Source organism: Rhizobium sp. PP-F2F-G48, from assembly GCF_004342335.1.
GTDB lineage: Bacteria > Pseudomonadota > Alphaproteobacteria > Rhizobiales > Rhizobiaceae > Ferranicluibacter.
On the sequence record NZ_SLVH01000005.1, the window covers coordinates 290,333 to 314,167 of the forward strand.

At 64.7% G+C, this 23,835-nt stretch carries 24 protein-coding genes, 1 tRNA gene and 1 pseudogene; 18 read left to right on the forward strand and 8 right to left on the reverse strand.

Going from position 1 to position 23,835, the window contains the following annotated elements; genetic code table 11:
- Nucleotides 1-9: 9 nt before the first annotated feature.
- Nucleotides 10-321, reverse strand: a complete 312-nt coding sequence (locus C8J36_RS14460; protein ID WP_132535847.1) for a hypothetical protein — start codon at nucleotides 319-321, stop codon at nucleotides 10-12.
- Between the two features lie 367 nt (nucleotides 322-688).
- Between C8J36_RS14460 and C8J36_RS14465 the strand changes: the two genes are divergently transcribed.
- Both C8J36_RS14465 and C8J36_RS14470 read left to right on the forward strand, forming a co-directional pair.
- A tRNA-Ser gene (locus tag C8J36_RS14465) sits at nucleotides 689-778 on the forward strand.
- A gap of 120 nt (nucleotides 779-898) precedes the next feature.
- Nucleotides 899-1,129, forward strand: coding sequence for a hypothetical protein (locus C8J36_RS14470; protein WP_062595510.1), 231 nt, complete (start codon nucleotides 899-901; stop codon nucleotides 1,127-1,129).
- A 73-nt stretch (nucleotides 1,130-1,202) separates the two neighbouring features.
- On the opposite strand, the pseudogene C8J36_RS14475 reads toward C8J36_RS14470, so the two are convergent.
- Nucleotides 1,203-1,759 (reverse strand): annotated as a pseudogene (locus C8J36_RS14475) (NUDIX hydrolase).
- A gap of 92 nt (nucleotides 1,760-1,851) precedes the next feature.
- Between C8J36_RS14475 and C8J36_RS14480 the strand changes: the two are divergent.
- Both C8J36_RS14480 and C8J36_RS14485 read left to right on the forward strand, forming a co-directional pair.
- Nucleotides 1,852-2,496, forward strand: a complete 645-nt coding sequence (locus C8J36_RS14480; RefSeq protein WP_062595512.1) for a DUF47 domain-containing protein — start codon at nucleotides 1,852-1,854, stop codon at nucleotides 2,494-2,496.
- The gene (locus C8J36_RS14485; RefSeq protein WP_132535849.1) at nucleotides 2,496-3,500 is read left to right on the forward strand and encodes an inorganic phosphate transporter; all 1,005 of its coding nucleotides are present in this window, start codon (nucleotides 2,496-2,498) and stop codon (nucleotides 3,498-3,500) included. The genes C8J36_RS14480 and C8J36_RS14485 overlap by 1 nt, the downstream gene beginning before the upstream one ends.
- 71 nt (nucleotides 3,501-3,571) lie before the next feature.
- On the opposite strand, the gene C8J36_RS14490 is transcribed toward C8J36_RS14485, so the two are convergent.
- Entirely contained in the window at nucleotides 3,572-4,507 is a 936-nt protein-coding gene (locus tag C8J36_RS14490; protein ID WP_132535959.1) for a GGDEF domain-containing protein, read from the reverse strand.
- A gap of 277 nt (nucleotides 4,508-4,784) precedes the next feature.
- Here C8J36_RS14490 and C8J36_RS14495 point away from each other — a divergent pair, with 277 nt between their 5' ends.
- On the forward strand, nucleotides 4,785-5,027 hold the full coding sequence (locus tag C8J36_RS14495) for a hypothetical protein (RefSeq protein WP_132535851.1): 243 nt from the start codon (nucleotides 4,785-4,787) through the stop codon (nucleotides 5,025-5,027).
- Between the two features lie 171 nt (nucleotides 5,028-5,198).
- Nucleotides 5,199-5,882, forward strand: coding sequence for a Crp/Fnr family transcriptional regulator (locus tag C8J36_RS14500; RefSeq protein ID WP_132535853.1), 684 nt, complete (start codon nucleotides 5,199-5,201; stop codon nucleotides 5,880-5,882).
- Nucleotides 5,883-5,901: 19 nt separating this feature from the next.
- Here the strand turns inward: C8J36_RS14500 and C8J36_RS14505 are convergent, their stop codons facing one another.
- A complete protein-coding gene (locus tag C8J36_RS14505) occupies nucleotides 5,902-6,693 on the reverse strand; it encodes an EAL domain-containing protein (protein ID WP_132535855.1) in 792 nt (263 codons plus the stop codon).
- 195 nt (nucleotides 6,694-6,888) lie between these two features.
- On the opposite strand from C8J36_RS14505, the gene C8J36_RS24940 reads away from it, so the two are divergent.
- Nucleotides 6,889-7,047, forward strand: a complete 159-nt coding sequence (locus tag C8J36_RS24940; RefSeq protein WP_165915054.1) for a hypothetical protein — start codon at nucleotides 6,889-6,891, stop codon at nucleotides 7,045-7,047.
- 14 nt (nucleotides 7,048-7,061) lie between these two features.
- On the opposite strand, the gene rhaI is transcribed toward C8J36_RS24940, so the two are convergent.
- Both rhaI and C8J36_RS14515 read right to left on the reverse strand, forming a co-directional pair.
- The gene (gene rhaI / locus C8J36_RS14510; RefSeq protein ID WP_132535857.1) at nucleotides 7,062-8,354 is read right to left on the reverse strand and encodes an L-rhamnose catabolism isomerase; all 1,293 of its coding nucleotides are present in this window, start codon (nucleotides 8,352-8,354) and stop codon (nucleotides 7,062-7,064) included.
- 33 nt (nucleotides 8,355-8,387) lie between these two features.
- Nucleotides 8,388-10,487 (reverse strand): bifunctional rhamnulose-1-phosphate aldolase/short-chain dehydrogenase, encoded by a 2,100-nt coding sequence (locus C8J36_RS14515; protein ID WP_132535859.1) that lies wholly within the window; start codon nucleotides 10,485-10,487, stop codon nucleotides 8,388-8,390.
- A gap of 200 nt (nucleotides 10,488-10,687) precedes the next feature.
- Between C8J36_RS14515 and C8J36_RS14520 the strand changes: the two genes are divergently transcribed.
- The 7 genes from C8J36_RS14520 to C8J36_RS14550 all read left to right on the forward strand — a co-directional run bounded on the left by C8J36_RS14520 (nucleotide 10,688) and on the right by C8J36_RS14550 (nucleotide 17,968).
- Nucleotides 10,688-11,500 carry a DeoR/GlpR family DNA-binding transcription regulator gene (locus C8J36_RS14520; protein ID WP_062595520.1) on the forward strand — a complete coding sequence of 271 codons (813 nt, stop codon included), beginning with the start codon at nucleotides 10,688-10,690 and terminating at the stop codon, nucleotides 11,498-11,500.
- Between the two features lie 36 nt (nucleotides 11,501-11,536).
- Nucleotides 11,537-12,532, forward strand: coding sequence for a rhamnose ABC transporter substrate-binding protein (gene rhaS, locus C8J36_RS14525; protein ID WP_132535861.1), 996 nt, complete (start codon nucleotides 11,537-11,539; stop codon nucleotides 12,530-12,532).
- A gap of 101 nt (nucleotides 12,533-12,633) precedes the next feature.
- Entirely contained in the window at nucleotides 12,634-14,163 is a 1,530-nt protein-coding gene (locus C8J36_RS14530; protein WP_245506566.1) for a sugar ABC transporter ATP-binding protein, read from the forward strand.
- Nucleotides 14,164-14,173: 10 nt separating this feature from the next.
- Nucleotides 14,174-15,187 (forward strand): ABC transporter permease, encoded by a 1,014-nt coding sequence (locus C8J36_RS14535; RefSeq protein ID WP_132535865.1) that lies wholly within the window; start codon nucleotides 14,174-14,176, stop codon nucleotides 15,185-15,187.
- Nucleotides 15,184-16,212 (forward strand): ABC transporter permease, encoded by a 1,029-nt coding sequence (locus tag C8J36_RS14540; RefSeq protein WP_132535867.1) that lies wholly within the window; start codon nucleotides 15,184-15,186, stop codon nucleotides 16,210-16,212. The genes C8J36_RS14535 and C8J36_RS14540 overlap by 4 nt, the downstream gene beginning before the upstream one ends.
- Nucleotides 16,212-16,553 carry an L-rhamnose mutarotase gene (gene rhaM, locus C8J36_RS14545; protein ID WP_132535869.1) on the forward strand — a complete coding sequence of 114 codons (342 nt, stop codon included), beginning with the start codon at nucleotides 16,212-16,214 and terminating at the stop codon, nucleotides 16,551-16,553. Before C8J36_RS14540 ends, rhaM begins: the two co-directional genes overlap by 1 nt.
- Nucleotides 16,550-17,968 carry an FGGY family carbohydrate kinase gene (locus C8J36_RS14550; protein WP_132535871.1) on the forward strand — a complete coding sequence of 473 codons (1,419 nt, stop codon included), beginning with the start codon at nucleotides 16,550-16,552 and terminating at the stop codon, nucleotides 17,966-17,968. Before rhaM ends, C8J36_RS14550 begins: the two co-directional genes overlap by 4 nt.
- Nucleotides 17,969-18,029: 61 nt before the next feature.
- Here the strand turns inward: C8J36_RS14550 and C8J36_RS14555 are convergent, their stop codons facing one another.
- A complete protein-coding gene (locus C8J36_RS14555; protein WP_132535873.1) occupies nucleotides 18,030-18,650 on the reverse strand; it encodes a LysE family translocator in 621 nt (206 codons plus the stop codon).
- Nucleotides 18,651-18,812: 162 nt separating this feature from the next.
- The gene (locus C8J36_RS14560) at nucleotides 18,813-19,718 is read right to left on the reverse strand and encodes an N-acetylmuramic acid 6-phosphate etherase (RefSeq protein ID WP_132535875.1); all 906 of its coding nucleotides are present in this window, start codon (nucleotides 19,716-19,718) and stop codon (nucleotides 18,813-18,815) included.
- A 201-nt stretch (nucleotides 19,719-19,919) separates the two neighbouring features.
- On the opposite strand from C8J36_RS14560, the gene C8J36_RS14565 reads away from it, so the two are divergent.
- From C8J36_RS14565 to nagA, 4 genes are read left to right on the forward strand one after another with little or no spacing between them, the layout of a single operon-like run.
- A complete protein-coding gene (locus C8J36_RS14565; RefSeq protein WP_132535877.1) occupies nucleotides 19,920-20,819 on the forward strand; it encodes a BadF/BadG/BcrA/BcrD ATPase family protein in 900 nt (299 codons plus the stop codon).
- Nucleotides 20,816-21,580 (forward strand): GntR family transcriptional regulator, encoded by a 765-nt coding sequence (locus C8J36_RS14570; protein ID WP_062595530.1) that lies wholly within the window; start codon nucleotides 20,816-20,818, stop codon nucleotides 21,578-21,580. The genes C8J36_RS14565 and C8J36_RS14570 overlap by 4 nt, the downstream gene beginning before the upstream one ends.
- Nucleotides 21,581-21,621: 41 nt before the next feature.
- Nucleotides 21,622-22,653, forward strand: coding sequence for an SIS domain-containing protein (locus C8J36_RS14575; protein WP_062595531.1), 1,032 nt, complete (start codon nucleotides 21,622-21,624; stop codon nucleotides 22,651-22,653).
- Nucleotides 22,650-23,825 carry an N-acetylglucosamine-6-phosphate deacetylase gene (nagA, locus tag C8J36_RS14580; RefSeq protein ID WP_132535879.1) on the forward strand — a complete coding sequence of 392 codons (1,176 nt, stop codon included), beginning with the start codon at nucleotides 22,650-22,652 and terminating at the stop codon, nucleotides 23,823-23,825. The genes C8J36_RS14575 and nagA overlap by 4 nt, the downstream gene beginning before the upstream one ends.
- The last annotated feature ends 10 nt before the right edge of the window (nucleotides 23,826-23,835 follow it).

Consider the following 23,835-nt stretch of genomic DNA (forward strand, 5'->3'; position numbering starts at 1 on the left):
CCAGCCACTTCAGGCCAGTCTGGGCTTGCGCGTCCTGCGATACCCGGCCATCCAGAACAGCAGCGCCAGACTCAGGAAGCTCGCAAAGGCCGGCTGCTGCAGACACCAGCGGATGACCGGCTGCAGCATGGCGAAATCGCCGCCCGGCCGCTCCAGTGCCTCCACCGCCTCCAGCCAGGACGCGCTGACGGATGCCACCGCGATCCCGAGCGGCGTCACGACCACGGCCGTCTCCGCGACCGAGCGGATCGCATCCACGGTTCCCGCAACGATCGCGGCGATCAAGGCGAGACCGCTCAGCAGCCTGAAGAGAATTGCCATCACCCGTTTCCGCTATCCTGCCTGCCGCCCGTCCCGGCCGAATCGACCTCGTCCGCCGGAATGCCCGCGCGGCGTCTCTTCCGTCTGGCAGCGCATTTCCCGTTAAAGATAGGTTGCCGCCGCGCAAGCGCAATGGCAAGCCGGAGCAACCGGCCTCGGGCCGCCTTCCCGCAGCGTGAGAAGTGCTCGGGCCCCATCGGAAAAATCTGTCAGATTTCGGTTGATCGCGGTGAGATCATCGGTATATATCGCGCCGTTCGCAGGATTTTCCCGTTACAGGGTTTTCAGTGAACCGTTGCACCCGGTCGCGATCTCTCGCCATCCGCGCAACACGCTCATCGTCTAAACCAGCGATGACGGATATCACGGACAGGTGGCCGAGTGGTTTAAGGCGCACGCCTGGAAAGTGTGTGTGCGTGAGAGCGTACCGCGGGTTCGAATCCCGCCCTGTCCGCCAGTCTTTTTTCTCCTCTTCGTTCATCTCCGCGGCGCAATGCCTGTGGATCGGCAGTCTGCGGTATGGCGATTTCGGAAATCGTGATATCGGACCGTTTTCGTGAAGCAAGGGACAGAGAGTGTGAGCGAACAGACCGTAGCCGAGGTAACCGAGAAGATTTATGCGTCGCTCCAGTCGGACAATGCCGATATTGACGTGCATATTGCGAGCCTCAAGGCAGCGCTTGCGCGGGAGGGCGCGACGGAAGCTGTGTTCGACTCCGCCAAGCTCGCACAGAACAATCGCTCCGGTCGCAAGATGATGCAGGCATATTTCCGGCAGCGTGGGGTCCGGGTGAGCTTTTCGTCCTGACGGACCTCGAACAGGAGCGGGCGACGCAGACGCCTTGTCCGCTCTCTACCGTCACGCAGGCGGCATACGCGTCTCAGGGATTCTTGCTTCTGCCCGGACGTGCGGGCGCTGTCTCGCGCGCTCCCTGCGGCTTGAACTCCACGAGGATCGACTTCAGCTCGATCTCGCGCACGCGCCGGGCGGCTTCGTCGGGAGAGACCCAGGCAAGCACGCGTTCGCCGCGCTCCTTGAAGTCGTCGCTGATGCTTTTCACCTCGATCTGAAAGAGATCGACGATGCAGGGCGCGACGTCGCCGTCATGAGCCATTTCAGATAGGTGTAGCGGCCGATCGGCTTCTTGCGCGTGCGGCCGCGGACGCCGGCTTCCTGCCGGGCCTCGATCGCCGCCGCGCGATACGGCTTCTTCTTCTTCATCGGCCAGCCCTTGGGAATGGCCCAGCGCCGGCTCTCCCGCGTCGTGATCACGAGGATCTCGATCCCGTCGCCACTTCCGACATAGCGAAAGCAGACGGCGCCATATTGCTGGCGAAAGCTGCCCTGAAACAGCTTCGCCGGCATGGTGGCCAGCTGCTGCAGCAGATGACCGGCCTGGTTCGTCTGCTTCTTCGTAACCTTTTTTGGAAGTTTCATGCCGTCAAATCGACGCTCTGCGTTGCCTGAGGGTGCAGATACCATTTATGACAGTTTTGTGACACTGACATAATGCTGCAGGCCCGACCGACATGATGAGCATATTCCGAAAGCTGATGCCCCGCGAAGACAGGTTCTTCGATCTGTTCGCCGAACATTCGCGGCTGGTGGTGGAGGCGGCCGGCGCGCTCGGCGACCTGCTCAACGGCATCGCGCTGGACGAGAACTGCGCGCGCATCGTCGCGCTGGAGGACAAGGCGGATGCGATCACGCGCGACGTGCTGCTTGCCGTGCGCCGCAGCTTCATCACGCCGTTCGATCGCAGCGACATCCAGGATCTGATCCAGTCGATGGACGACGCCATCGACATGATGCACAAGACGGTGAAAACCATCCGCCTGTTCGAGCAGACGGAATTCGATCCCGTGATGCGGGAGATGGGCGGCGAGATCGTCAAGGCGGCAAACCTGATCGCCCAGGCCATTCCGCTGCTCGACAAGGTCGGCGCCAATGCGCAGCGTCTGAGCGTCATCGCCGAGGATGTCACCCGGGTCGAGGGCCGCTCCGACGAACTGCACGAACAGGGGCTCAAGGATCTGTTCCGCCGTCATGGCGCTTCGGGCAATGCGATGGCCTACATGATCGGCGCCGAGATCTATGGCGAGCTGGAGAAGGTGGTCGACCGGTTCGAGGACGTTGCCAATGAAATCAGCGGCATCGTGATCGAGAACGTCTGATGGACGCTTCGCTGGCTTTTCCGCTGCTGGTCGGCCTCATCGCGATCGCCCTGTTCTTCGATTTCCTCAACGGGCTTCACGATGCGGCCAACTCGATCGCCACCATCGTATCGACGCGCGTGCTGCGGCCGCAATATGCCGTCCTCTGGGCCGCGTTCTTCAATTTCATCGCCTTCCTGTTCTTCGGCCTGCATGTTGCGGAAACGCTCGGCACCGGCATCATCGATCCCGGCATCGTCTCGCCGCTCATCATCTTCGCCGCGCTGATGGGCGCCATCGTCTGGAACATCGTCACCTGGATTTTCGGCATTCCCTCCAGCTCCTCGCATGCGCTGGTCGGCGGGCTGGTCGGCGCCGGGTTGAGCAAGGTCGGCTTCTCGTCGATCGTCTGGAGCGGTCTCGGCAAGACGGTGGGCGCCATCTTCCTGTCGCCGGCCATCGGGTTCTTTCTCGCCCTGGTGCTGGTTCTCGCCGTGTCCTGGGTTTTCGTGCGCCAGACGCCCTTTGCCGTCGATCGCACGTTTCGCATCATGCAGTTCATCTCCGCCTCGCTCTATTCGCTCGGCCATGGCGGCAACGATGCGCAGAAGACGATGGGCATCATCGCCGTGCTGCTGTTCAGCCAGGGCTATCTCGGATCGAGCTTCTACGTGCCGTTCTGGGTGGTCATCACCTGCCAGTCGGCCATGGCGCTCGGCACGCTGCTCGGCGGCTGGCGCATCGTCCATACCATGGGCTCGAAAATCACGCGGCTGAACCCGATGCAGGGTTTCTGCGCGGAAACGGGCGGCGCGCTGACGCTGTTCGGCGCAACCTGGCTCGGCATTCCCGTCTCCACCACCCACACCATCACCGGCGCGATCATCGGTGTCGGCGCCGCGCGGCGCGTCTCGGCCGTCCGCTGGGGCCTGGCGGGCAACATCGTCATCGCCTGGGTCGTCACCATGCCGGCGGCAGCGCTCATCTCGGCGGCGTTCTACGGGCTGGGCGTTCTGCTTTCCTGAAAGCCTGGCCTAAAAGCCTGGCCTGAAAGCCTGGACGATCGGCCGCGCGGCAGGAAACGTCGGTCAACGAGCTACCCCGTCGCCCGGGGCCCCTCAGCATCGATGCCGATCTGGTCGCGGCCCCGCATCTTGGCGGCATAAAGCGCCAGATCGGCACGCCTGTAGAGGTCGGCCGGATCGTCGCCTGCCCGTGCGCCGGCAAGTCCGGCCGAGAAGGTGTAGCGAAAACTCGCCTGTTCGCGCACCGGGCGGGACTGGCGCACCTCCGTCAACATGCGGGACAGGATGGCCTCCGCTTCCCAGGTCGTCGTGTTCGGCAGAACCAGCACGAATTCCTCACCTCCGACGCGGCCGAGCACGTCCGTCTTGCGCACGAGCCGCTGGATCGTCTCGGCAAAATTCTTCAGCACGGCGTCGCCGATGCTGTGGCCGAATCGATCGTTGATATATTTGAAATTGTCGATATCGAGGACGGCGATACAGCCGACCGACGCGATCTGTCCGGTGGGCGCCGGAGGCGCGGCCGACGTCGTCTTCACGAGCGCATCGAGCTTCGACATCACGAAGCGCCGGCTGGCGATGCCGGTCAGGTCATCGGTTTCCGACGCCTTGATCGCCATGTCACGGGCCTGGCGCAACTCGCGCTCGTCCGGCCTGAGCGACGTGATGTCGGATGCGACGCAGAGCATCCACCCGTCGGCATGCATGGTCTCCGTCATCCAGAGCCAGCGACCGTCGTGAAGATCGGTCTCGAAGGCGCGGAAGCCGGTCTTGCCGCGTCGCCCCGTCACCGAGCGCAGCCAGGCCTCGAAATCCTCCGCCGCGATGACGGTGCCGCGGCGCGCCGCAAAATTCCGTCGCATCAGATCGGGCCAGAGCGGGTGCTCCTCGTCCGCTATATGCCAGGCGGCCCGAAAGGCGGCATTGGCAAAGCGCAGCCGATCGTCCTGATCATAGACCGCGACCATGACGTCGGTGCCATCCATGAGATGCGCCAGATGCAGCATTGCTTCATTATCGACCAAGGCTTCCGTTCCTCACCGAGGGGTAACCCTCTGATTACAGCGCGCGCATGAACAAAGGATCAAGCACGAATGTGCAATCCGAACGGAGATTGTCGTTCACATCACGGTGCGCAGAACAGGGTGTGCCTGCAGGCCCGGGTTTTCGCGACGCCGACAGGCTGGCCTTAAGCAACCTTGCTTGCCGCTGGAACTATCCACAGCATGCCCGGTTGCGGAGGATCGGCGAGCGGCCGAAGCAGATCGGGGAGCCCGTGTGCGCATGCCAAGATATTACTTTCAGATCGTCGAGCGGAACGCCGTGCTGGACGATCTCGACGGTGCGGACGTCGCCTCGCTCGCGGATGCGCGGCGCGAAGCGGAGCGTGCGATCCGGGAGATCGCGGCGGAACACCTGAAGATCGAACGCAAGCTCGAACTGACATCGATCCAGATCCGGGACGAGGCCGGGGACGTCGTCGCCTCCGTTACCTATGACGAGGCCATGGACGATATTTTGCCGTAGCCCAAGGGAACCTCGGCCGGCAAAACGGATTGTTCCCGCCAAGCGCGCAGCTTCCGTACGGTACTTGACCAATTGCCGCATGCCTTTGCAAACCGGCAGGCACTCTTGGACAATGCCGATCTCGCATAACGCGCTGACATCTTTCATTTTTTCAGAGACCCGACCATCTCCATGAAGAACGGCCTTCTCGCTTCCCTGTCTCCGCCCGATCTCGACATCATGCTCGGCCAACTCGAAGAGATCGATCTGGCGCAGGGGCAAGTCCTCTATCAGCCTTTCGAAAAGATCTCGTATGCCTACTTCTTTCTCGGTGGCCTCTCCTCCGAGGTAATCCGGGATTCCAGCGGACAGCGGGTGGAAATCGGCTGCGTCGGGCGGGAGGGGCTTTCGGGCCTGCCGCTTCTGCTCGGCATCGGCGAGGCACCCCACCAGGCCTTCATGCAGATCGGCGGGCCGGCGCTGCGCATCAGCGCGGAGGGGCTCGACCGCGTGCTCAGGGATCATCCCTCGATCCGCAGCATGCTGATGAAGTTCGTGCATATCTTCATGATGCAGGTTGCTTCCACGGCGCTGGCGGATGCCCGCTACACGATCAACGCGCGGCTGGCGCGCTGGATTCTCATGGCCCATGACCGCGCCGGCGACGACGACCTGTCGCTCACACATGATTTTCTGGCGCTGATGCTCGGCGTGCGCCGCCCGAGTGTAACCACGGCGCTGCATATCCTGGAGGGGGACAATCTGATCCGCTCCAGCCGCGGCACCGTGACCGTGCGCGACCGCCAGGGTCTGGAACGGCTCGCGGGCGGCTCCTACGGCTTTGCGGAGGCCGAATACAAGCGCGTCATCGGATGACGAAGCGCCCGTCCATGCCTCAGTGCGCGGTCGCCATGGGCGCGAATGCCGGCTGCCCGAGCGCCATCGATCCCGGCGCGGGCTGGGCGAGCGCCTCGAAGCTTGGACGCGCGAAGAAATAGCCCTGCATCAGCCGCACGCCGAGATCTTCGAGCGCGCGCGCCTCGCCTGCCGTCTCGATGCCCTCGCAAAGCGGGGTGACGCCCAGATCGTGCAGCATGGCCACGGTGTGGCGAACGATGGTCCGGCGGACCGCGTCGGTGTCGATATTGCGGATCAGGTCCATGTCGAGCTTGGCGATATCGGGCTGAAATTTCGCCAGCAGCGCCAGACCCGCATGTCCCGCGCCGAAATCGTCGATCGCCGTGCGAAAGCCCATCTCGCGATAGGTGTTCAGGATGTTGAGGATATGCCCCGTGTCCAGGATCTCGCTTTCGGTGAATTCGAAAATGATGTTCTTCGGCGAGAATTTCGTTCGCGCAGCGGCCGCCAGCGTCAGGCGAATGCAGGCGCGCGGCTCGTAGACGGCATTGGGCAGAAAGTTGATCGACAGGCCGACATCGCTCTGCGTGCCGTAAAGCCGGGAGGCGAGCTCGATCGCCTTGACCCGGCACTGCTGGTCGAAGGCATATCGGTTCTGGGTATCGACGGCGGAGAGAACGGTGAAGGCGCCCTCACCGGCGAGACCGCGGACCAGCGCTTCGTGGGCGAACGTTGTCTTCGTCGCGACATCGACGATCGGCTGGAACGCCATGGAAAACGGTATGTGGAAATCCGCGCCGTCGCGACATCCCTGGCAGGTTGATGGCATTGATCTTTCCCAACTCTCGTTGGGCCCGATAAAACGCTATCGATGTGAACGCCGTCTTAAGGTGCGCGTCTTGAGTGTGCCGATCACGCTCTCCGTACGGTTGCAGACCAAGGGTCGGCACGGAATCGACGGATGTGCGGGAACAGCATCCGCCTCTGGCGTGTTGACGCTTCAGAATCGATAAAGGAAAACGCAATGGCAGACCATCGGGCACCGGCTTTCAGAAGGATGATGACCTTCGTCATCACGCTCCTCCTCGCCGGCGCCGTGCTCGCCGGCGTCTACCTGTTCGTGTCGAGCCCCGGCGAGGTGCGCGATCCGTCTCCGGCGGGGACCAGCCAACAGACGCCCTGACCGGCTTTCGCTGTTCAGACGATACCGCCACCTCCGGCGCGCGCCGCCGGCCGTTCAGCGCCGATCCTCTGGCGATAGCCGCTCTTGCGGTAGGCGGCGATCGGGTCGATTGCCCCGCCTTGACGACGGCGCGCTTCGGCGAGGATCGCCTCCACATCCGTGCGAAACGCGCGCTTCAGCGTGTCCGACGCCATCAAGGCGTCGTTTTCGTCCTGATATCCGTCCAGGGCCGCGCGGTCGACGAGGAGGGCCTGCGCATAGGCGCGGCGGATCTCGTTGGCACTGGAGATCAGGCTCTCGATCGGATCGGTGACATTGTGCGACTGGTCGATCATGTGCGCCGGGTTGAAGTCGCGGATGCCATGATGCTCGGCGTCCACGAGTTCGTTGAACACCAGAAAGAGGCGATAGGGATCGACCGAGCCTGCGTCCAGATCGTCGTCGCCATATTTCGAATCGTTGAAATGGAAGCCACCGAGCTTGCCGAACTGGGTGAGCCGGGCAACGATCATCTCGATATTGACGTTCGGCGCGTGATGCCCGAGATCGACCAGGCACTGGGCCTTCGGGCCGAGCGTGGAGGCGATGAGGTAGCTCGTGCCCCAGTCCTGCACGACCGTCGAATAGAAGGCCGGCTCGTACATCTTGTGTTCGGAGAACAGGCGCCAGTCGTCCGGCAGAGCCGCATAGATATCGCCCATCGAGGCGAGGTATCGCTCGAAGCTGCGGGTGAAATGGCTCTGGCCGGGGAAGTTCGAGCCATCGCCGACCCAGACCGTCAACGCCTTCGAGCCGATGGCGCGGCCGATCTCGATGCATTCGAGATTGTGCTCGACCGCCTGCGACCGCGTTCCCGCATCGGCATGGCTGAGCGAGCCGAACTTGTAGGACAGCGCCTGGCCTTCCGCGTCGGAGAAGGTGTTGGAGTTCATGGCATCGAAATGCAGTCCGTAGCCCTTCGCTGCCGCGAGCAGGTCGGACGGATCGGCCTTGTCCCAGGGGATATGCAGGGAAACGCCGGGGGTCGCGCGCGTCAATTCGTTGATGACGGCGCAATCGGCCAGCTTGTCGAAGATGCCGCGTGGCTCGCCGATGCCCGGAAACCGGGCAAAGCGCGTGCCGCCGGTGCCCACGCCCCAGGAGGGGACGGCGACATGAAAGGCCGACACCTTCTGCGTCACGGCCTCGATGTCGATGCCCCGGCGCGACAGATGCTCGCCGAGCGCCTGATAATCCGCAGCCTGCGCCGCGGCACGGCTTTCGTTATGCCCGGCGATCAGGTCGGGCGCGATACGGTGATCGGTCATGATGGTCTCCTCCTCCCTTGGTCCTGACACGCTCTAGCGCGGAAAGCTCTGCGCGTTGCCGCCATCGACATTAATGATGTTGCCGGTCGATTTGGCCGACAGGTCGGAGGCGAGGAAGTAGATAGCTTCGGCGACGTCCTCGGGCAGGATGTTGACCTTCAGCATGGAGCGCTTGCGATAATGCTCCTCGAGATCGCTGACCTCGATCTTGGACGAGGCCGCGCGCTGCTCGCGCCACTCGCCGTCCCAGATCTTGGAACCGCGCAGCACCGCATCCGGATTGACCGTGTTGACGCGAATGCCGCCTTCGGCCCCTTCGAGCGCGAGGCACCGCGCGAGATGGATCTCGGCGGCCTTCGCCGTGCAATAGGCCGAAGCATTCGGCGAGGAGGCGAGACCGTTCTTGGAGGCGACGAAGACGACGTTGCCGCCGAGCTTCTGGCGACGGAACAGGCGGAAGGCCTCGCGCGAGACGAGGAAGTAACCGGTCGCGAGAATGTCGATATTGCGGTTCCACATGGCGAGATCGGTCTCTTCGACCGGGGCGGAGGACGCGATGCCGGCATTGGAGACGAGGATATCGATGCCGCCGAACTCCACGAGACCCCGCGTGAACGCTTCGGCCACCTGATGTTCGTCGGTGACGTCGAGCTTGACGCTGCGCACGGCGTCGGCACCGTAGCGCTTGGCGAAATCGGCCTGCGCGCCGTCGAGCGCGGTCTGGTCGATATCGGCGAGCACGACGCAGGCGCCTTCCGCGATCAGGCGGGTGGCCGTGGCGCGACCGATGCCGCCGGCACCGCCGGTGACGAAGGCGACGCGGCCGGCCAGGCTTTTCGGCTTCGGCATGCGCTGGAGCTTGGCCTCCTCGAGCAGCCAGTATTCGATGTCGAAGGCTTCCTGTTCCGGCAGGCCCTGATAGTCCGACACGGTGGAGGCGCCGCGCATGACATTGATGGCATTGACGTAGAATTCGGCCGCGATCCGGGCCGTTGCCTTGTCGCGGGCAAAGGACAGCATGCCGACGCCGGGAATGAGGAAGATCACCGGGTTCGGATCGCGCATGGCCGGCGAATTGTCGTGGCGGCAGGTCTCGTAATAGCGGGCGTAATCGGCCCGATAGGCCTCGAGCGCCGCATCGAGATGGGCAACCACCGCATCGATACCACCTTCGGCTTTCGCATCGAAATCGAGAATCAGCGGGCGGATCTTGGTGCGCAGGAAATGATCCGGGCAGGAGGTGCCGAGCGCGCCGAGACGCTTGAGATCGGCCGAATTGACGAATTCCAGCACGGCCGTCTGATCGTCGAAATGACCGAGCTTCCTTTCCTCCCGGCCGATGCGACCGCGGATCTCCGGCATAAGCCGCGCAGCAATGGCACGGCGGCGGGTCTCATCGAGGCTGGTCGCGACCGCGCCGCCGAAGACGGTCTTGCCTTCGGTCTTGGTTGCGAACCAGTCGATCGCGCGGTTAATAATGTCGAGCGTCAGCTCGTAGCAGGCTTTCGCGTCGTCGGCCCAGGTGAAGAGGCCGTGGCTTTCGAGCACGACGCCCTTGGCATTCGGGTTTTCGGCAACGAAGGCCGCGAGATCGAGCCCGAGTTGGAAGCCCGGACGACGCCAGGGAAGCCAGCCGATTTCGTCGCCGAAGACGTCCTTCGTCAGGTCGCGCGAGTTTTTCGACGCCGCGATGGCGATGATCGCGTCGGGGTGCATATGATCGACATGGGCGAAGGGCACGAAGCCGTGCAGCGGCGTATCGATGGAGGCCGCGCGCGGGTTGAGCGCAAAGGTGCAGTGCGGCAGGAAGCCGACCATGCGGTCTTCATCGGCAATGCCGGTATAAAGGCTTTTCAGCGCTTCCAGCTTGTCGAGATAGAGCGTCGCGAAGCCGTCGAGCTTGATCGTGCCGACATCGCCGCCCGAACCCTTGACCCAGAGGACGCGCACCGGCTCCCCCGTCAGCGGATCGGCTTCGGTCACCTTGGCCGACGTGTTGCCGCCGCCGTAATTGGTGACGCGCTTGTCGGCGCCCAAAAGGTTCGAGCGATAGAGAAGCTTGCCCGGCTCATCGAGATCCTTGGCAACGGCGTCATCCCAACGGCTTTCGAGACGGTGGCTCTGTTCCGACATGTCATCCTCCCATGTGATCGGAACCCCTGCGTTGGACGCAGGTCGGCCCCGTGTTGCCGACGATATCGCGCAGGAGACGCTGTCATGTCAATCATATTCGATCATAAATGTTCATTGTGCAGCGCAATATAGAAAATTCTGATCGTTATTGATTGACAGCCTCTGCGGAATTCGCATAACTCGCTGTCGAGGAGACATCCATGCACGAACGCGAACGCCATCGCATCATCTTGAGCGCCGTCCAGGAAAAACCTGTGGTGACGGTGCAGGATATTGCGGAATTGACGGACGCGTCGGAGGCGACGATCCGTCGCGACATCGCCTCGCTGCATGTGCAGGGAAAGCTGCGCCGGGTTCGCGGCGGTGCGGAAGCCGTGCATCCGCCGCAGATCGGCAATCTCGCAGCACGACCCTTCAGGGTTTCCGAATCGATCAATTCCGATAAAAAGCGCGCAATCGCCCGCATGGCCGTCGATCTCTGCGAAGAGGGCGACGCCGTGATCATCAACGGGGGCACGACGACCTTCCAGATGGTGCATTTCATGGCGGCCCGCCGGCTGCAGGTCATGACCAACTCGTTTGCGATCGCCGAACATCTCGTCAAGCATTCCAAATGCACGGTGACGGTGCCGGGCGGCACGATCTATCGCGACCAGAGCCTGATCCTGTCGCCGTTCGAAAACGATGCCATCCGGAATTTCTCGGCGCGCCGCATGTTCGTGGGCGCGCAAGGGGCCAGCGCACTCGGCATCATGGAGTCCGACGCTCTGGTGATCCAGAGCGAGCAGCGACTGATGCGACAGGCCGACGAGCTGGTCGTAATGATCGACTCGGGCAAGTTCGCGCGACGCTCCAGCCTCATTCTCTGCCCGCTCGAAAACGTTTCCACCATCATTACCGACAGCGCCGTGTCTGAGGAGGCCGTGCGCATGGTGGAGGCCGCGGGGGTGAAGCTCGTCACGGTTCCCGTGACAGCGTCGGATACGAAGGATCATACCGCATCGGTCGCATGAGCGGCCGGGCTTATCGTCAACTGGGAGGAAGACAGCATGAAACTCGCACGAAAGCTTGCCATCGGGGTGGTGTTCGCCATGGCCGCATTCGGCTCTGCCGCACATGCCGCCGAGGTCAAGATCGGCCTCGTCGTGAAATCGCTCGGCAACGGCTTCTTCGAGGCCGCCAACAAGGGCGCGCAGGAAGCGGCCAAGGAACTCGGCGATGTCGAGATCATCTATACCGGCCCGACCAGCACCACGGCAGAAGGCCAGATCGAGGTGATCAATGCGCTGATCGCCCAGGGCGTCAACGCCATCGCCATTTCCGCAAACGACCCCGACGCCGTCGTCCCGGCGCTGAAGAAGGCCGCACAGCGCGGCATCAAGGTCATTTCCTGGGATTCGGGCGTCGCACCCGAAGGCCGCATCCTGCAGCTCAACCCGTCCTCCAACGCGCTGATCGGCAAGATGTGCCTGCAGCTCGCCAAGGACCATCTGGACGGCGGCAAGGGCGACTTCGCCATCCTCTCGGCCACGACAACATCCACGAACCAGAACATCTGGATCGAGGAAATGAAGAAGCAGCTGAAGGACTTCCCCGGCCTCAACCTCGTCACCACCGTCTATGGCGACGACCTTTCGGACAAGAGCTACCGCGAAGCGCAAGGCCTGATGACCTCCAATCCGAACGTCAAGGTCATCGTCGCCCCGACCACGGTCGGCGTTCTCGCGGCCTCGCAAGCCGTCAAGGATGCGGGCAAGATCGGCCAGGTCTATGTGACCGGTCTCGGCCTTCCCTCCGAAATGGCCGGCGCCATCAAGTCCGGCGCGACGAAGGAGTTCGCGATCTGGAACCCGATCGATCTCGGCTACTCCGCCGCCCAGATCGCCTATCACCTCGTCAAGGGCGACACGGACGGTGCGCCGGGCTCGGAAATCGAAGCAGGCCGCATGGGCAAGATCAAGGTCGGCGAGAACGGCGAAGCCGCCATGGCCGACCCCTTCGTCTACAATGCCGGAAACATCGACCAGTTCTCCAAGGTATTCTGAGCGAGGCCTTCTGGCCCGCAAGGATGCCAGGATGACGTGACCAGACAATCCGGCGGCGCCCAAGGGTGCCGCCGGTCCTCTCTTTCCGACCGGACATGGACATGATGGCCCTTCAACACCCCGTCGCCGAGGATCGCTTGGCCGTGCCCGCCATTCTGGAAATGCGCGGCATTTCGCAGATCTTTCCGGGCGTCAAGGCGCTCGACGGCGTCGATATCGCGCTTTATCCGGGAACGGTGACCGCTCTCATCGGCGAGAACGGCGCCGGCAAATCGACGCTGGTGAAGATCCTGACCGGCATCTACCGCCCGAGCGAGGGCGAGATCCGGATCGACGGCGCGCCCGTCACCTTTTCCGACGCGCAGGCCGCCATCGACGCCGGCGTGACCGCCATCCACCAGGAAACCGTGCTCTTCGACGAGCTGACGGTGGCCGAAAACATCTTTCTCGGCCATGCGCCGCGCACGCGGTTCGGAACCATCGACTGGACGCGCATGAACGCGCGGGCCCGCGATCTCCTGCGCTCGCTCGAAAGCACGATCGAGCCGACGATCCGGCTGAAGGACCTGTCGATCGCGCAGCGCCATCTGGTCGCAATCTCGCGCGCGCTGTCGATCGAGGCGCGCATCGTCATCATGGACGAGCCGACGGCAGCACTCTCCCGCAAGGAGATCGACGATCTCTTCCGGATCGTGCGCGACCTGAAACGCCAGGGCAAAGCCATCCTCTTCATCAGCCACAAGTTCGACGAGGTCTATGAGATTGCCGAGAACTACGTGGTCTTCCGCGACGGCAAGGCGGTGGGACATGGCGCGCTGGCAGCGACGCCGCAGGACGACATCGTCCGCCTGATGGTCGGCCGCACCGTGGCCGACGCCTTTCCGAAGATCGCGGTGGCACCCGGCGCGCCGGTGCTCGAGGTCTCTGGCTACTGCCATCCGACCGAGTTCCACGATATCTCCTTCACGCTTCACCGCGGCGAGATCCTCGGCATCTACGGGCTCATCGGCGCCGGGCGCTCGGAACTCTGCCAGTCGCTGTTCGGCATCACGGCGCCGGCCAGCGGCACGGTGCAGATCGAGGGCCGGCCGGTGACGATCCGCTCGCCGCGCGACGCGATCCGGGCCGGCATCGTCTATGTGCCGGAGGAGCGCGGCCGCCACGGGCTGGCGCTGCCCATGCCGATCTTCCAGAACATGACGCTGCCCTCGCTCGGCCGCACGTCGCGCGCCGGCTTCCTGCGGCTGGCCGACGAGTTCGCGCTCGCCCGCAAATATGCGGAGCGGCTGGACCTGCGCGCCGCCGCTCTTTCCGTGCCGGTCGGTACGCTTTCGGGCGGCAACCAGCAGAAGGTGGTCATCGGCAAATGGCTCGCGACGCAGCCGAAAGTGATCATTCTCGACGAGCCGACCAAGGGCATCGACATCGGCTCCAAGGCCGCCGTTCACGCCTTCATCAGCGAGCTTGCGGCCGAAGGCCTGTCGATCGTGATGATCTCGTCGGAACTGCCGGAGATCCTCGGCATGTCGGACCGGGTGATGGTGATGAAGGAAGGCCTGTCGGCCGGCATCCATGCGCGTGCCGGGCTGACGCCGGAAATTCTGGTGCGCGCCGCCACCGGCAACGCGTGAGGACGAACCCATGACCCTTCTGAAGAAACGCGAAACTTTGCTCTTCCTCATCATCGCCCTGATGGTGATCGCCTTTTCCACGCGCGCCCCCGGCTTCGGGAACCCCCGCAACCTCGCCGTCATCTTCAACGATACCGCCATCCTGATCATCCTGGCGCTGGCGCAGATGACGGTCATCCTGACGAAGTCGATCGACCTTTCGGTTGCCGCCAACCTTGCCTTCAGCGGCATGGCGGTGGCGATGCTGAATGCGGCGGTGCCCGGCCTGCCGCTCGTTCTTCTGATCCTGCTGGCCATCGGCATCGGGGCCGCCCTCGGCGCCATCAACGGCTTTCTCGTCTGGCGGCTCGAAATGCCGCCGATCGTGGTGACGCTGGGCACGCTCACGATCTATCGCGGCATGGCCTTCGTTCTCTCGGGCGGCGCCTGGGTGAATGCGCACCAGATGACGCCGGAGTTTCTCAACGTGCCCCGGCTGGCGGTCGCCGGGCTTCCGGTCCTCTCCTGGGTCGCGGTGCTCGTCGTCGTGCTGGTCTATCTGATGGCGCGCTACACGCCCTTCGGCCGCTCGGCCTATGCGGCGGGCGGCAATCCCGTGGCTGCGGTCTATGCCGGGATCGATGTGGGCTACACGCGCTTTCTCGCCTTCACGCTGTCGGGCGCGCTTGCCGGTCTCAGCGGCTATCTCTGGGTGTCGCGCTATGCGGTCGCCTATGTCGACATCGCCATCGGCTTCGAGCTCGACAGCGTCGCGGCCTGCGTCATCGGCGGAATCTCGATCGCGGGCGGCGTCGGCAGCGTCATCGGCACCGTGCTCGGCGCCCTGTTCCTCGGCGTCATCAAGAACGCGCTTCCGGTCATCGGCATCTCTCCCTTCACCCAGATGGCGATCTCCGGCTCGGTCATCATTCTCGCCGTCGTGTTCAACGCCCGGCGCGAGCGCAACCGCGGGCGGATCATCCTGCGCAACCGGGCAGCGGAAGACGGCGGCCCCGACACGATCAACAAGGCGGCCCTGGCATGAGCGCGATCCCCTCGACATCTCCCCAGCCCGAACCGTCGCAGCCCGCACGCCGCGCCATTCCCGACCGGCTGGGCACGCCGCTCCGCCGGCTGCTGGCCAGCTGGGAAGTGCTGCTTCTCGGCGTGGCGGTCGCGATCTTTGTGTTCAATTCGCTGGCCTCACCCTATTTTCTCGATGCCTGGAACCTCTCGGACGCCACCTTCAACTTCACCGAAAAGGCAATGATCGCCTTTGCCATGGCGCTGCTGGTGATCGCCGGCGAGATCGACCTTTCGGTCGCCGCCATCATCGCGCTCGCCTCGACCGCCATGGGCGCGGCAGCCCAAGCGGGCGTCGGCGCGGCAGGGCTGGTCGCCATCGGCGTCTGTGTCGGCCTTGCCTGCGGCACCGTCAACGGCGTGCTCGTTTCCGGCATGAAGCTGCCCTCCATCGTCGTCACCATCGGCACGATGAGCCTGTTTCGCGGCCTCTCCTATATCGTGCTCGGCGACAAGGCCTATGGCGGCTACCCCGCCGACTTCGCCTTCTTCGGGCAGGGCTATGTCGTCTGGGTGTTTTCGTTCGAGTTCGTGCTGTTCCTCGTGCTGGCCGGCATCTTCGCCGTGCTCCTGCATGCGACGAATTTCGGGCGGCAGGTCAAGGTGATCGGCAACAACGAGTTTGCCGCGCGCTTTTCCGGCATTCCCGTCGAGCGGATCAAGTTCATCCTGTTTCTGCTCACCGGCCTGATGAGCGGCATCGCCGCCGTCTGCCTCACCTCCCGCCTCGGTTCCACCCGGCCGTCGATCGCGCAGGGATGGGAGCTGGAGGTCGTGACCATGGTGGTGCTCGGCGGCGTCTCCATTCTCGGCGGCTCCGGCACGATCGGCGGCGTCGTCATCGCCGCCTTCGTCATGGGCCTTGTCACCTTCGGGCTCGGGCTGCTCAACGTGCCGGGCATCGTCATGTCGATCTTTATCGGCCTGCTCCTCATCATCACCATCGCGCTGCCGATCCTGGCGCGCCGCATCAAGGCGAGGTCCTGATGACGCCCGACAGCCCCCTCGAACGCCACGCCTTCGTCATGAAGCTGCATGCGGGCCAGGAGGCGGAATATCGCCGCCGCCACGACGCGATCTGGCCTGAACTGAGCGCGCTGCTCGCGCAGGCCGGGGTTCGCGACTATTCGATCTTTCTCGACCCGGAGACTCTGACGCTGTTCGGCGTGCTCTCGCGCGCCCGCGACCACCAGATGGCCGCCCTGCCCGAGCACCCGGTGATGAAGCGCTGGTGGGCGCATATGGCCGATATCATGCAGACACATCCCGACAATGCGCCGGTGTCGCGCGACCTGATCCCCGTCTTTCATCTGCCGGAACAGCCATGACCCGCAGGACCGATCGGGCGCCGGGCCGGGTCGCCGTCTTCGACGTCGGCAAGACCAATGCCAAGCTCGTCGTCTACGATACGTCCAGCGGTCGCGAACTCGTATCCCACCGGATGGCAAACCGCGTGATCGGGACGGGGCCTTATCCCCATTACGATACGGACGCGCTCTGGGCGTTCCTCCTCGCATCGCTCAAGGCGGTGGCGGAGACGCCGGGGTTCGATGCGATCTCGGTCACGACCCATGGGGCAGCCGCCGCCCTTCTCGATGCGCAGGGCGCGCTGGCCATGCCCGTGCTCGACTACGAGCATGATTATCCGCCGGAGATCCAGGCCGCCTATGAAGACCTCCGCCCGGGCTTCATCGAAACCTTTTCTCCGAGACTGGCCATGGGGCTCAACCTCGGCGCCCAGCTGCATTATCAGAGGACCGCGTTTCCCGCGGAATTCGCGCGGGTCCGCACCATCGTCACCTATGCGCAATACTGGTCCGGCCGGCTCAGCGGTTGCTTTGCGACGGAGGTGACGTCGCTCGGATGCCATACGGATCTCTGGAACCCGGCTCTTTCGCAGTTTTCGAGCTTGGTCGAGACGCTCGACCTCTCCGGGCTCATGGCGCCGGTACGATCCGCCTTCGACGTGCTGGGGCCGCTTCTTCCACAGCTTGCTATGGACATCGGGCTCGACGCGGACCGCGAGGTCCCGGTCCATTGCGGTATCCACGACAGCAACGCCTCGCTGCTGCCGCATCTGATGGTGCGCGAGGCGCCCTTCTCGGTCGTCTCCACCGGTACATGGGTCGTCTCCTTCGGCGTCGGCGGCGATCTCGGACAACTCGATCCCGCACGCGACACGCTTGCCAATGTCGATGCCTTCGGCCGCGCGGTTCCATCGGCACGGTTCATGGGCGGGCGGGAATACGAAATGCTGACGGCCGGACGGGAGACCCTGCAGGCCGGAACCGGCGATGCATCGTTACCCTTGGCGGTGATGACGCGCGGCATGATGCTTCTGCCATCGGTGGTGACCGGCTGCGGCCCCTTCCCGGCGATGACGGCGAAATGGGTCTCGGCGGAGGGCGCAGCGGATGACGAGCGCCAGGCGGCGATCTGCCTTTATCTCGCGCTGATGACGCAGGAGAGCCTGCGGCTTCTCGATGCCGGCGGGCCGATCCTGGTCGAAGGACCGTTTGCGAAGAACGGCCTCTATCTCAGCACACTCTCCGCCTTTTCCGGCCGGCAGGTGCTGGCGCTGGAGGGCTCGACGGGAACGAGCCTCGGTGCTGCCCTGCTTGCGGGAAAGGCGGCGCCTGTCGCATCCGCATCCGCATCCGCCGAGGCCGTGACGCCGCTTGGTCCGTGGGACGAAATCGAGACCTACCGGAAACTCTGGTCCGCGCGGATCGCGGCCCGATAAATCACCACTGGGTTTGCGCAGCGCTCCATCTAAGCGCTCGGCTTCGGCCTGAGCAGAGAGTTCATGCGGTGCGCAGCGCGATATAGGCGGCCGTCGCGCCCAGCATGCTCGCCGCGCCCCGGTTGAGGATCATCAGCGCCTTCGGCCGGCGCAGGAACTGGCGTGCCCGGGACGCGAGCACGATATAGGGAATGAGCACCGAAAGCAGCACCACGAAGGTGGTCAGCACGAGAAAGATGTAGTCGCGCGGTCCGATGGCACCGAGATCGATCAGCGTCGGTACCAGCGCGACATAGAACAGCATCGTCTTCGGATTGCCGAGCGTCACCAGAAGCCCCGAGAGGAAGGCGAGGCCCGGAGACGTGCGCACCCGGTTTTCCTCCACATCCTGCGCCATCAGGCCCGACGTCCAGAGTTTCCAGGCGATGAAGCCGAGATAGAGTGCGCCGAGGATCTTGATGACGAGGAAGGCCGTGGTGAAGGTCTGCGCCACATAAGCGAGACCGAGGACGACGCCCGTGAGATAGACGAGATCTCCCAGCACGAGGCCAAGGCCCATCAGGAACGTATCGCGAAAGCCGGAGCCGAGCGCCCGCGCGACGATCGCCGTCATGCCGGGACCGGGAATGGCCGCCGCAACGAAGAGGGCCGCGGCATAGGCAAGAAGACTGGCGAGGGTCAAGGAGAGAGCCTTTCCGCTGATGGCCGCTGATGGCCCGGTGAATTTCCGGAGTCTTTTCGGCGCACACGCATCTGTTTGGTTCGTTCAGAACCAGAAAGCGCTCGTCTTCGCTGTTTTCCGTTGTCTTTGTAGAAAAACGCTTCGCCCTTTGCCGTTAAGACTCTAACGCCTTTCCTCCGTGTCGCCAAGAGCCAGCGCCCGCCGCAGGCTTTGGCCCGCCCGATCGAGACGCTGCTGCGCGGTGGCGCGATCCGGGACGCCCGAGGCGAGGAGGACGGCGAGCTTAACGGAGCCGCCGGCCGCTTCGAGATGGCGCTCGGCCTCGAGCGGATCGACGGAGGCGATAGCGGCCACCATGCGGGCGGCGCGCTGGCGCAGCTTTGCATTGTCGGGCCGAAGATTGACCATATGGCCATCATAGACATGGCCGAGCCCGATGCCGACAAGGGTGGAAATCATGTTGAGCGCGATCTTCTGGGCGGTGCCCGCGCCCATGCGCGTCGAGCCGGATATCACCTCGGGCGGCGTTTCCAGCAGCACGGCGACATCGGCCATCTCGAACAGCCGCGCGCCGGGATTGTTGGCAATGGCCACGATGGTGGCGCCACCCGCCCGCGCCGCCTGCGCGCAACCGAGCGCATAGGGTGTCCCGCCGCTGGCGGAGACGATGAGGATGCAATCCCCGGCACCGACGCCCGCCTGCTCGGTGTCGCGCACGCCAAGGTCGCGATCATCCTCATAGCCGCCCGCGAGATCGGCAAGGCTCGCCGTGCCGCCGGCGAGGAGAACGACGACCGAAGGCTGTGCGAGACCATATGTGCCCGGCAGTTCGAGCGCATCGACCATGGCCATCAACCCGGAACTGCCGGCACCGGCATAGACGAGGCGGCCACCGCTTCGCAGCGCCTCGGTGGCGAGAGACGCCGCCAGCGCCAGCGGCTCGATGGCCGCATCGACCGCGCGCGCCGCAGCCTGCTGGCCTTCCGCCAGAAGCTTCAGGATCGCAACTGGCTCCCGCTTGTCGAGATCCGGTGCTTGCGCATGGCCCTCTTCCGTCCTGTTCGCCACGCGACCCTCCCTGCACCACAAGTCCAAATGAATACCAATAGGCCGCCGGAAATCAAGAGCATCGCGTCAATTGAAAGCGCAATGCGGAATTCTAAGCAGCTAGCCTGATGAATTTACCCGATAAAAGTGGCTTTCCACATTTTGTTGATTTTCGTCTTGGTAAATGGTCCTTTTTTGGTATTATCGGACCGGAGGTTTTCCATGGGTCTTTATCGTGTCGGAATCGATGGTGGCGGGACGCGGTGCCGGGCAGCGGTGGCCGGTGCGGACGGCCGTCTTCTCGGGCGCGGCATCAGCGGTGCTGCCAATATCCTGACCGATCAGGAAACAGCGCTGGCCCATATCCGGCTGGCGACGGAAGCGGCTTTCCAGGAGGCGGGGCTTCCCGTGTCGGCGATCGCCTCGGCGGACGCCGTCCTCGGTCTCGCCGGCAACAATGTGGCCGAAGCCGTGTCGTTCATCGCCGTGCGTCTCCCGTTTGCGCGCGCGCAGATCGTGTCCGACGTCCTGATCGCGCTGCAGGGCGCGCTCGGCGACCGGGATGGCGCGGTGGCAAGTCTCGGAACGGGCACCGTCTACAGCATTCGGCAAAAGGGCGGGATCTCCATGCTCGGCGGTCACGGCTTCAAGGTGGGCGATCTTGGCAGCGGCGCGCGGCTGGGGCAAGGCCTTCTGCAGGAAGCGCTGCTCGCCCATGACGGCATACGCCCGTCCTCTTCCCTGACCGAGACGGTGCTTGCGGCGTTCGGCCACTCGACGGCGGCCATCATCGCGTTTGCCCATACCGCGCATCCGGCCGATTACGGCCGCTACGCGCCGAGCATTTTTTCGGCCGCCGACGCAGGCGATCCCGTCGCGATCGACCTCGTGCGGGCGGCTGCGCAGCGGATCGACCAGACGCTCGACGCCATCGTCGCCCGCGGCGTCGAAACGCTCTGCCTCGTCGGCGGGCTCGCGCCGCTCTACAGGCCCTGGCTGGCCGAGCGGCCCGGCATCGCGTTTGCCGAACCGCGCGCAGACGCGCTGACGGGAGCCGTGGCACTGGCGGTCCAGGGCTTGCCCGCGGACACGTCTTCGAAACAGGTGGAGGCGGCGCAATGAGCGATCACCTGGCGCATCTCCTGCCGCTCGAAGGCCTGCAGGGTGCGGGGGCCGGGCCCCTGTACCTCAAGCTGCGCCAGTCTCTCGAAGAGGCGATCCAGTCGGGGAAGCTCAACCATGGCGACGCGCTGCCGCCGGAGCGCGACCTTGCCGAATATGCCCAGATCAGCCGGGTCACCGTGCGGAAAGCAGTGGACGATCTCGTGCGCGACGGGCTTCTCGTGCGCCGTCACGGCTCCGGCACCTTCGTCGTCAAGCCGCTGGCGCGCGTGCAGCAATCCCTTTCGCGCCTCACCTCCTTCACCGAGGACATGGCGCGGCGCGGACTGACCACGCGGGCCCAATGGATCGAGCGGGGGCTTTTTGCCGCCTCGCCGGACGAAATGATGACGCTCGGCCTGCCGGCCGACGCGCTCGTCGCGCGGCTCGGGCGGCTGCGGATCGCCGACGACATGCCGCTTGCCATCGAGCGGGCCAGCATCTCGGCGGAATTTCTGCCCGATCCGATGCGGGTCACGACCTCGCTCTATGCCGAACTCGACACGTCGCACGCCCGCCCGGTGCGCGCGGTGCAGCGGATCTCGGCCTGCGGGCTGAAGGATCCGGACGCCGCGATGCTGGGCGTTGCCAGCGGGTCGGCCAGCCTGTCGATCGAGCGCATCTCCTATCTGGCGTCCGGCCGCGTGGTGGAGTTCACCCGTTCGCTCTATCGCGGCGATGCCTATGATTTCGTGGCTGAACTCAGCCTTTCCGACACCTGAAGCGGCTCCACGCGAAGACGGCCTTTAAGGACATGCACGACATGACGACCGACCAGACCCATATGCGCCGCGAGATCAACGAGATCCCGGAAGCTGCCGCCCGTCTTCTCGAAGGGTCCCGCAATGCGCTCGATGCCGCGGGTGCGGCACTCGCCGCGCACGATCCGGCTTTCCTGGTGACCATTGCCCGCGGTTCGTCCGACCATGCCGCCCTGTTCCTGAAATATGCGATCGAGCTGACCACGGGGCGCCCCGTCGCCTCGCTCGGGCCGTCGCTCGCCTCGATCTACGGCGCGAAGATGGCGCTTTCCGGCGCCGGCTCGATCGCCATTTCGCAATCCGGCAAGAGCCCGGACATCGTTGCCATGGCCGAGGCCGCAACCAAGGCCGGCGCCGTTACCATTGCGCTCACCAACACGCTGCCCTCGCCGATCGCCGAAGCGAGCACCCATCCAGTGCATATCATGGCCGGCCCGGAGATCGCCGTCGCCGCGACCAAATCGTATGTGAACTCGATCATCGCCGGTCTTGCCGTGCTCGCGGCCTGGACGAAGGATGCAGCCCTCGACCGCGCGGTGCGCGAGCTGCCCACCCATCTTGCCCGCGCCGTGACGCTCGACTGGAGCGCGCTGTTCGACGGGATCGGAACGTCGGATTCGCTCTATGTGCTCGGCCGCGGACCGGCGCTCGCCATCGCCAGCGAAGCCGCCCTGAAGTTCAAGGAAACGTCCGGCCTGCACGCCGAGGCCTATTCCGCAGCCGAGGTGCTGCACGGGCCGGTGGCGCTCGTGGAGAAACGCTTTCCGGTTCTGGGTCTCGCCGCGCGTGACGCAGCCGAGGCCTCCGTCACCGGCATTCTCGACGATCTCGCCGGCAAGGGCGCGCGGGCCTTCCTGACCGCGGACGCCCATGGCCGCGCAGCACCCCTGCCCTTCGTTGCGACCGGACATCCGCTGACCGACGCGCTCTGCCTCATCCTCCCCTTCTACGGCTTCGTGGAGGCATGGTCGCGCGCCAAGGGCTTCAACCCCGATCAGCCGGCAGCGCTGAAGAAAGTGACGGAAACGCGATGAACGCACAGCGCGACGACACGGCCTTCGCCGTCACCGGTGCCCGGATCTTCGACGGGCAGGACTGGCATGCCGGACAGGCGCTCCTCGTCGGCGCCGGCGTCGTGACCGGCATCGTCGCGCTGGAGGCGCTGCCGCAGGGAATCGAAACGGTTTCCGCCAAGGGGCAGATCCTGGTGCCCGGCTTCATCGACCTGCAGGTCAATGGCGGCGGCGGGGCGCTGCTCAACGATGCGCCGAGCGTCGATGTGATCCGCACGATCTGCGCCGCGCATGCGCGCTTCGGCACGACGGCTCTTCTGCCGACGCTCATCACCGATACGCCGGATGTGCGCAGCCTTGCGATATCGGCCGCGCGCGAGGCGCGGGCTGCAGGCGTTCCCGGTTTCATCGGCTTGCACCTCGAAGGCCCGCATCTGTCGGTCGCGCGCAAGGGCGTCCATGACCCCGATCTGATCCGGCCGATGGAGGCCGACGATCTCGACGTCATCCTCGCCTGCGCTTCGCTGTTCGATGCCGTCATGGTCACCGTGGCGCCCGAGAATGCGACGCTGGAACAGGTGGCGGCCATGAGCAAGGCCGGCATCACCGTCAGTCTCGGCCACACGGCTGCCGACTACGAGACGGTGGCGACCTATGCGCTGGCCGGCGCGCGCACCGTGACCCATCTCTTCAACGCCATGAGCCCGCTCGGACATCGCGAGCCCGGCTGCGTCGGCGCGGCGCTCGATCTGGGCACGCTGCATGCCGGGATCATCGCCGACGGGTTTCACGTCGATCCGGTGTCGATGGGCATCGCGTTGCGGGCAAAGGTCGGGCCAGGCCGCATCTTTCTGGTCACCGACGCCATGTCGATCATCGGCTCGGACCAGACCGGATTTCTGCTCAACGGGCGCGAGATCTTTCGCCGCGAGGGCCGGCTGACGCTGGCCGACGGGACGTTGGCCGGCGCCGACATCGACATGCTGTCCTCCGTCCGCTTCGTGCACCGGACGCTCGACCTGCCGCTCGGCGAGGCGATCCGGATGGCATCCGCCTATCCCGCCGACGCGATCGGCCTTTCTGCCGTCAAGGGCCGGCTTCTGCCGGGACTCGATGCGGACTTCGTTCTGCTGACGGACGATCTCGATATGGTCGCGACCTATATCGGCGGCCATGCCGTGTTCTCGGCCTGAGGCAGCGATT

Bases quoted from the DNA above. Each gene is read 5' to 3' on its own strand.
- rhaI (WP_132535857.1), bottom strand. From the start codon at position 8,354: ATGACCGATCACCGTATCGCGCCCGACCTGATCGCCGGGCATAACGAA.
- C8J36_RS14490 (WP_132535959.1), bottom strand. From the start codon at position 4,507: ATGCTGCATCTGGCGCATCTCATGGATGGCACCGACGTCATGGTCGCG.
- C8J36_RS14485 (WP_132535849.1), top strand. From the start codon at position 2,496: ATGGACGCTTCGCTGGCTTTTCCGCTGCTGGTCGGCCTCATCGCGATC.
- C8J36_RS14495 (WP_132535851.1), top strand. From the start codon at position 4,785: ATGCCAAGATATTACTTTCAGATCGTCGAGCGGAACGCCGTGCTGGAC.
- C8J36_RS14535 (WP_132535865.1), top strand. From the start codon at position 14,174: ATGACCCTTCTGAAGAAACGCGAAACTTTGCTCTTCCTCATCATCGCC.
- C8J36_RS14565 (WP_132535877.1), top strand. From the start codon at position 19,920: ATGGGTCTTTATCGTGTCGGAATCGATGGTGGCGGGACGCGGTGCCGG.
- C8J36_RS14540 (WP_132535867.1), top strand. From the start codon at position 15,184: ATGAGCGCGATCCCCTCGACATCTCCCCAGCCCGAACCGTCGCAGCCC.
- rhaM (WP_132535869.1), top strand. From the start codon at position 16,212: ATGACGCCCGACAGCCCCCTCGAACGCCACGCCTTCGTCATGAAGCTG.
- C8J36_RS14550 (WP_132535871.1), top strand. From the start codon at position 16,550: ATGACCCGCAGGACCGATCGGGCGCCGGGCCGGGTCGCCGTCTTCGAC.
- C8J36_RS14460 (WP_132535847.1), bottom strand. From the start codon at position 321: ATGGCAATTCTCTTCAGGCTGCTGAGCGGTCTCGCCTTGATCGCCGCG.
- rhaS (WP_132535861.1), top strand. From the start codon at position 11,537: ATGAAACTCGCACGAAAGCTTGCCATCGGGGTGGTGTTCGCCATGGCC.
- C8J36_RS14515 (WP_132535859.1), bottom strand. From the start codon at position 10,487: ATGTCGGAACAGAGCCACCGTCTCGAAAGCCGTTGGGATGACGCCGTT.
- C8J36_RS14570 (WP_062595530.1), top strand. From the start codon at position 20,816: ATGAGCGATCACCTGGCGCATCTCCTGCCGCTCGAAGGCCTGCAGGGT.
- C8J36_RS14575 (WP_062595531.1), top strand. From the start codon at position 21,622: ATGACGACCGACCAGACCCATATGCGCCGCGAGATCAACGAGATCCCG.
- C8J36_RS14530 (WP_245506566.1), top strand. From the start codon at position 12,634: ATGATGGCCCTTCAACACCCCGTCGCCGAGGATCGCTTGGCCGTGCCC.
- C8J36_RS24940 (WP_165915054.1), top strand. From the start codon at position 6,889: ATGGCAGACCATCGGGCACCGGCTTTCAGAAGGATGATGACCTTCGTC.
- nagA (WP_132535879.1), top strand. From the start codon at position 22,650: ATGAACGCACAGCGCGACGACACGGCCTTCGCCGTCACCGGTGCCCGG.
- C8J36_RS14500 (WP_132535853.1), top strand. From the start codon at position 5,199: ATGAAGAACGGCCTTCTCGCTTCCCTGTCTCCGCCCGATCTCGACATC.
- C8J36_RS14480 (WP_062595512.1), top strand. From the start codon at position 1,852: ATGATGAGCATATTCCGAAAGCTGATGCCCCGCGAAGACAGGTTCTTC.
- C8J36_RS14505 (WP_132535855.1), bottom strand. From the start codon at position 6,693: ATGCCATCAACCTGCCAGGGATGTCGCGACGGCGCGGATTTCCACATA.
- C8J36_RS14520 (WP_062595520.1), top strand. From the start codon at position 10,688: ATGCACGAACGCGAACGCCATCGCATCATCTTGAGCGCCGTCCAGGAA.